Genomic DNA, 6,985 nt, shown 5'->3' with positions numbered 1-6,985 from the left:
GGCTTCGACAGGTTGCTTTAAATGAGCTAAATCATATTTCTTAGGTATGTTCCTTCTAAAGTAAATGTACAAGACTAAAATACTTGCCACTAAAGAAAATAAATTTGGAACAAACATTCTAGAGGCAAACTCTGCAAATCCAATTCCGAAAAAGTCAGCAGATACGATATTAACTAGATTACTCACCACTAGTGGCAATGAAGTTGTATCTGCAATAAAACCACTGGCAATAATGAACGGAAATATCATTTTTTCTTCTAGCTTTAAATTTCGTACCATTGCTAATACGATTGGTGTAAGGATAAGGGCAGCCCCATCATTTGCGAAGAATGCTGCCACGAGAGCACCAAGAACGCTCACATAAACAAACATTTTTATTCCGTTGCCTTTCGCCGCTCTTGCCATGTGTAGTGCTGACCATTCAAAGAACCCAATTTCATCTAATATTAAGGAAATAATGATAATGGCAATAAATGAAAAGGTAGCATTCCATACAATTTTGGTTACTTCGAGGACGTCCTGAAAGTCAACCACTCCTACAATTAAAGCTAGAATGGCTCCTCCACATGCTGACCAACCAATGGATAAGTTTCTTGGTTGCCCTATAACCAGAATAAGCGTAATTAAAAAAATCAATGATGCGAGTATCGTAGATACCAATATTTAGACCCCCAATTATTCACATGAAATTCGTAACCCTTGCTCTTCCAATTCCTTTAATCTAAAACCTTGGTTTGGAAGGTGTTGCAATAAATCTTGAACCAATGAAAAGTATTCATTATCTTTATTCAAAGAGTAGATTATCCATTGTCCTCTCCTTGTTTCCCTAACCAGCCCAGCATCTTTTAACTTACGAACATGTTGACTGATGGCTGGCTGACTAGTTTTAAATATTTCTACAAATTCACAAACACAAGCATCATGATTATCCAGAATTTTAATCATGGTTAAACGCGTTTTATCCCCTAACAATTTTAAGATGTTAGAAACCCGCTCTATTTCTACGATTGATTTTGTTTCCGACATAAATACCCCTCCCTAGCGTTTTATATAAGTAAATAATAATATTCTTATAATCATGATAAGTAAAATAAACTATAAAATATTTTTCGTTAAACCCTCAAATATTATGTAAGCAAACAGGATAGTACTATATATAAATAACCACTTATATAATAATTCACTTATATATAGATTACAAGTAATAGAATGTAAAGATATTGTTAAGAATTAAAAACGCCAACTGAAATGACAGCCATTCTTTTAAGTATTGCCTCGTAACAAAATTATTTAGGTTATCAAACCGCTTGTTAGCAAACATTCCGCAAGGCAAATCCACCATGAAAGTTCAGTAGAATAAAACCAAGTTATTTTCGTAAAGCAGGTTCTACCAATTAGCCGTTCCATTTGATTTCTGATAAAAAAGCAATTTCATAATGTTTCTGTTTACTACTCGTCAACTTTCAATGAACGCAGAATAGCACTTTAATATTATATAAAGTGCTATTTAAATGGTTAAAGAACTACCTCTTCTTAAACTCCCTCAGTTTGATACGAATATCTAACCTGCTTCGTTAGTTTAAGAACAAAATTTCACATTTTTATATTTGTTTAACATAAAAACCCAACATAACCTTTCATTCTCAAAACCCAATCCATACTTTTTTGTATGTTAATTTGTATCCAAAAATGTAGGTGTATATGTAAGGGTACACCAGCCAGTGTACCCTTACAATTTTATATACATTTTGTTATACAATTTTCAGTAAAAAACGCATAGAAAACGCTATATACCAACAAAAAACGCCTATCAAATTATCGTCCAATTCGATAGGCATTTTACTCTACATTTTCTTTGTTTGTGATAGGGAACGGAACCCGTTATCCTGAGCTCCCCCATTAAGTATTATTTCAAACTCGGAGCTTTTGTAATATCACTAAGCTTAGGATTAATGGCCATGATTTTCGCGTTGACACCTGTAATTCCAAATCCAGCTAATCTTTTTGTATGCATATCCAAATATTTTTGTGCAGTTTCTTTTGTTTCAAAAATATAAATGCCGCCGGCTTCGTTTGTTTCAGGGCTCTCTGTCCATATTTTCCACATGAAGCCTTCTTCCTCATTTATGCTTTGTGCTAAACCAGAAAACGCTGCCGCCATTTCATCTCCGAAAGGTCCATTCATTGTAAAATCAACTTGTAATACGTATGCCATATATCATTCTCCTTTTATTTTGTAAAATATGATTCCCCTAGAATTTCTTTCTTTTGATAACTGCCTTGTGGTAGTTCTTTTTCAACAAAAGCGCTAATTTCCGTTTGTTCAAGATCGTACATCACTTCAATTTCTTTTGAAAATAAAAGCTTTTCTTTTTCTAGTAAGCTAGAAAGAGAAAGTTTTGGGTTTGGCTGCAATTCTTCCTTGTTCAATACCTGCTTTAGACCATCGACATAGGATTCAAACGGACGCCCGCCTACAATTTTCACACCTTTGTTTTCTTCATTGATCATAATAATCGTTGGAAATCCTCTAGCACCAAGACTTCTAGCAAGAGCAAAATCTTCATTTAATAATTGCTGTCCTGCTGGCTGTTCCGCTTCATTAACAATCGCTTCTCCATCAAGACCGAGTTTATTGACGATTTCGATTAGAACAGATGGATCCGATATATTTTGATTAAATGGAAACAGGACTTCTCGAGCACGTCGTAAATACTCATAGGCCAATGCATCGTTATGATTTTTTTGAATCACTTTATAGACGCGTGAAGGCGGGAAGGATGATTGAACGGGATTGTCAATCATGAGTGATCCATCAATCGGCATGCGAGAATGTTCTCCCACTTCCCTCCAATGAGGGGCAACGTCCGCAGGCTTATAAATTCCGTTTGCAGGATCAATGGGGCCATCATGCCATTTCTCCAATAATCCACCCATCACTGGATGAAAGTTAAAATAGTGCCCATATTGTTCTTTGAAACGACGAAGGACCGGTTCAATCGCCCAGCAATGAGAGCAAATAGGATCCGTTACATAATAAACTTCAATGGATTTCTTTGGTTGACTAAAATCAATCAGCCCCATTTCTTCCTCTCCAGCTACTCCACATACACCTGTTTCTAAATCACAAATCATATTATTGTTCTTCATGTTCAATCCTCCTACAATCGTTTGTATTTGCTTTATACTACTATCTTAGTAAATAATGATAGTAATCCATACCGATAGTTCCTTCGATATGTCGGTTATACAACACATTGAAGAAATTGTTGAAAAAGTAGGAGTGATTACAAAATGACTCAATCAAAGACGGATCCCCGAGTGCTGCGGACTCGCAGATTAATTATGGATTCTTTCATTGAACTTTCCGCTAAAAAAGAATTTAAGGATATTACCGTAAAGGATATTACAACAGAGGCGATGATCAATCGTGCCACTTTTTATTATCATTTTGAAGATATCTATGACTTATTAGAGAAGGCATTATCTGAAGTATTATTAGTGAATTTGAACGGTGATTTTTATAAAAATGACAAACTAAACGATGAGGCGTTCGTTAGTATTTTCATAGCAATCACCAATTTTCAAAAGTCATTATCCAATCGCTGTCATAGAGGGTACGAGGATACCATTGCCCGTATTATTAGGGAACAGCTTGAGATTATTTTTTATAAAATGTTGGTAAAACAAAATGCAGCGGAAGAAGATGCAACACATAAAATCAATGCTGTCATCTTAAGCTGGGGGATTTATGGAGCTTCTTTGGAATGGAAACGAAATGGGATGAACGTACAGCCAGAAGATTTCATTAAACCATCCCTTCCCTATTTAATGTCTGGGATTGAGTAATGTTTAAAGACTGGCTTGGCTTTCGTAAAAAGTCAATTTCGACAAAAGATGATTGAATCCCTCTTAATTAAACGTTTGATTTAAACTCCACTAAACCCTTATGAAAAACGAACTTTATTCTCCTTTCAAAAGAATTTCTTGTCGAGGAGGAGGTTTGTTTTTTCCCCAAAATCCTGCAATTTTATCCAATAAAAACGACTTTCCACAATCTTTGACGGGTTCTTCCACGTTGGCATGGTAATCAAACGTTTGTGTAAAAATGGAATAACCCCCGCTAAGAAAGCTTTCTCTATTAAATCATGTAAATAAATTGTCGGTCGGTGGGTAGAATTTAATGTTTATCTTGGTAAAACCCCTTAAAATGAGTTATTTCCCCTTTAAAATACATTCTTTTGCAAAAACCTTGTTTTTCCCCTATTACACAAACGATTGATTAAATATGGCCCAAACCCTTTTAAACACATGGTCATCACCCAAATTCCTATGAAAAATAGATCGAAACCTGCATCCCTAAACGAGGATATCCGCAATGCCTTTCATAATGGGCAATAGCACAAATGTAAAAGAGGTTGAATAATGTGTTAAAAAGCTTTTTAGGAGTGATGACTCATGGATATCCCTGTTTCTGGCTTTATGTATGCTTCAGATGATTCAGACCCAATGCATTCCCATCGACTTTATATAACTTCCTGGGATGGAAGGCCCGTTCATGCTCATGGATTTAGCGGCATTACATCTTTTGACGACGGACACAGCCATCAATACGCCGGACAGACCGAACCGGCACCTACTGGGGTCCCGCATACCCATAGATATTTCACGTTTACTTCAGTTGATGATAGACATAGACACCAAATACAAGGGGTAACTGGCCCTGCCATTCCTTATGGAAATGGTGGACATTATCATGAATTTAATGGTTTTACCACTGTGGAAGGATCCCGGCCACATAGACACCATTATGGCGGAAGTACAGGCCTCTAAAATCAAACCTATCCAAGTGAATTTTTTCATTAATAAAAAAAGGGAGGATTCTAAGAAAATAGAAATCATCCCTTTTTTGCATTACCAGCATCTACATGTAAATAAACAATTAATATTCCGGCATTGTTTGCGTTCATTATGATTATTGTTTTGCTTTTCATCATGATTGCAATGATTGTTTTTCATTTGACCACATTTGTTGTTTTGATTATCCGTGCTCTTTTTGCAATGATCTTGTTTGTTGTTTTGGTCCTGCTTTTTGCAATCATCATGCTTGTCATTCTTGTCTTGCTTTTTGCAATCATCATGCTTGTCATTCTTGTCTTGCTTTTTGCAATCATCATGCTTGTCGTTTTGATTCTGTTTTTCCTTATCTTCTTGTTTGTCTTTACCTTGATGATGCTTATGATGGTGTTTCTTCTTACCTTTCATTCCCCTTACTCCCCTTCTTAACAAACTCTTATATAACTAGTTTATTAAAATATTGGAAAAGGGTTTGGACGAACTGCCATCAATTTTACTTAAATTATGTAAGTGGGAACCAACAGGGACGGTTCTCATGGTTTTTATTTGACTAGTACGACCACAAGAACCGTCCCCACGTCCCCACACGGCCCCATTGTTTAATCGCAGAAAGCAAAGGCACCTATAATGATTAATAAAATAAACAACACGATTATTATGATAAAACTATCGCAACCACGTGTTTGAACACATGGAGCAGCATAGCCGTAATGCATTGGAGGCTGAGGAAGTACATTTGCCCCCATAGTATTTGACGGAATCATATTATCCATTGTAACACTTCCTTTCATGTGCGTAGAGAGCTGTATGCCAATACACTATATAATACACATGAAAAGGAAATTGGAGCCCGTCTAGATAAAAAATTTGGTTTCCTTGAAGGTTTTGACCAATTCAATCAAAGAGTAAGTGCTCAACTTAAATTACATAAAATTCTAAAGGATTTGTTTGTAAAAGCTTTCCCCTTCTTCTGTCTGAGGAAGTCCAAAGAATTCACTTAGTGTGGCTCCAACATCAGCCATCGAGTTTCTTCTGCCAATATCGGCAGCTTTGACCTTGTGGCCCGCGATCATTAATGGTACATATTCTCGTGTGTGATTGGAGTGCCCGATGGTTGGATCGTTCCCATGATCTGCCATGATGAGGAGGATATCTGCTTCTTCCATCTTGGGCAGGAATTTCGCCAGCCACTGGTCTGTGGTATTTAATAGTTTTGCATACCACTCTGCATCCTCAGAATGACCAGCTAAATCGGTTTCTTGTACATTCACAAGGAATGCTGCCTCTCCACTTTCATTCAAATACGTTTCCTCTAAAACTCTTAAAACTTCATCTGTATCTACGATCGGATAGGAAGGGCCTTCCCCATGCAAGACATCAGCCGTTTTTCCAATTCTATAAACCTTTAATCCATTTCGGGCCGCAATCATCGGGAATTGCCCATCAATGTTTACACCGTAGCCCATATGATAAACCTCATAGCCTTTTCCGTATACCTTGGCTTTTGGCGCATCCACTCCCCACTGTCCAGGGTTTTTCTCATGAACGGTAGAAAGGATATGCTCAATCGATGTATAAGGTCCTCCAAAGGCAATCACTCGGCTTGTATCAACGTGCTGACGGACTACTTTTCCCACTTCTTTTAATTCTGTGAAAGGCATTTTTTTAAAATCAGCTGTTAAATTAATAATGTTTCCAACGGCAGATTCGAGATTATCCCCGATGACACATGCACCATTTACGAGTAATACCGGTCGATCACTCCATGGGTATTCCACATGATATCCTGCCTCACTTAATGCATCAGCGAGCATACCATGAATATCGCTCATTAACCTTTTGTTCGAACATTTTGGGCAGCTTCCTGCAATTTCCTGATGTCCTAAATACGTATCTGCTCCGTGATGGGCAAGAGCAGAGGATCCAAAGGCATTCAAAGGTGCATCCTGTCCGTCTACAAGAGTCCCGAGACCCAGCCCATATAAAGTAGGGATATTTAAAAAGTTAACACGTTCTCTAATATGCTTATAGGTATTGGCATGGCAGTCAGTTGGGTTAAAGTCTTCACAATCGTCCATTGCCCCAATCCCGAAGCTATCCAATACAAGTAAAATTACTTTTGCCATCC

Annotated in this window: 9 protein-coding genes; 2 read left to right on the top strand and 7 right to left on the bottom strand. The window is 37.2% G+C overall.

The window, feature by feature from the left end:
- The 4 genes from CHI06_RS15810 to CHI06_RS15795 form a co-directional block, all read right to left on the bottom strand.
- A partial coding sequence (locus CHI06_RS15810) for an ArsB/NhaD family transporter (RefSeq protein WP_257009322.1) occupies window positions 1–660 on the bottom strand: 660 nt, incomplete at its 3' end.
- Between the two features lie 15 nt (window positions 661–675).
- Window positions 676–1,026 carry an ArsR/SmtB family transcription factor gene (locus tag CHI06_RS15805; RefSeq protein ID WP_095249587.1) on the bottom strand — a complete coding sequence of 117 codons (351 nt, stop codon included), beginning with the start codon at window positions 1,024–1,026 and terminating at the stop codon, window positions 676–678.
- Window positions 1,027–1,906: 880 nt separating this feature from the next.
- A complete protein-coding gene (locus CHI06_RS15800) occupies window positions 1,907–2,215 on the bottom strand; it encodes a monooxygenase (RefSeq protein WP_095249586.1) in 309 nt (102 codons plus the stop codon).
- Between the two features lie 14 nt (window positions 2,216–2,229).
- The gene (locus CHI06_RS15795; protein ID WP_095249585.1) at window positions 2,230–3,150 is read right to left on the bottom strand and encodes a DsbA family protein; all 921 of its coding nucleotides are present in this window, start codon (window positions 3,148–3,150) and stop codon (window positions 2,230–2,232) included.
- Between the two features lie 144 nt (window positions 3,151–3,294).
- On the opposite strand from CHI06_RS15795, the gene CHI06_RS15790 reads away from it, so the two are divergent.
- Together CHI06_RS15790 and CHI06_RS15785 are read left to right on the top strand one after the other, a co-directional pair.
- Window positions 3,295–3,849: a TetR/AcrR family transcriptional regulator gene (locus CHI06_RS15790; RefSeq protein WP_095249584.1), complete on the top strand. Its 555-nt coding sequence runs from the start codon at window positions 3,295–3,297 to the stop codon at window positions 3,847–3,849.
- Between the two features lie 609 nt (window positions 3,850–4,458).
- A complete protein-coding gene (locus CHI06_RS15785) occupies window positions 4,459–4,833 on the top strand; it encodes a YmaF family protein (protein WP_095249583.1) in 375 nt (124 codons plus the stop codon).
- Between the two features lie 81 nt (window positions 4,834–4,914).
- On the opposite strand, the gene CHI06_RS15780 is transcribed toward CHI06_RS15785, so the two are convergent.
- From CHI06_RS15780 to CHI06_RS15770, 3 genes are all read right to left on the bottom strand, one after another.
- Complete coding sequence (locus tag CHI06_RS15780; RefSeq protein WP_095249582.1) at window positions 4,915–5,265, bottom strand: hypothetical protein; 351 nt, start codon at window positions 5,263–5,265, stop codon at window positions 4,915–4,917.
- A gap of 191 nt (window positions 5,266–5,456) precedes the next feature.
- Window positions 5,457–5,573: a YjcZ family sporulation protein gene (locus CHI06_RS29400; RefSeq protein WP_133370119.1), complete on the bottom strand. Its 117-nt coding sequence runs from the start codon at window positions 5,571–5,573 to the stop codon at window positions 5,457–5,459.
- Window positions 5,574–5,792: 219 nt separating this feature from the next.
- A complete protein-coding gene (locus CHI06_RS15770) occupies window positions 5,793–6,983 on the bottom strand; it encodes a phosphopentomutase (protein ID WP_095249580.1) in 1,191 nt (396 codons plus the stop codon).
- Window positions 6,984–6,985 lie beyond the last annotated feature (2 nt).

The sequence above is a fragment of the Bacillus sp. 7884-1 genome, from assembly GCF_002272245.1.
Classification (GTDB): domain Bacteria; phylum Bacillota; class Bacilli; order Bacillales; family Cytobacillaceae; genus Neobacillus.
Note: the sequence above shows the minus strand (reverse complement) of the source record. Positions and strands in the feature narration are given on the sequence as shown.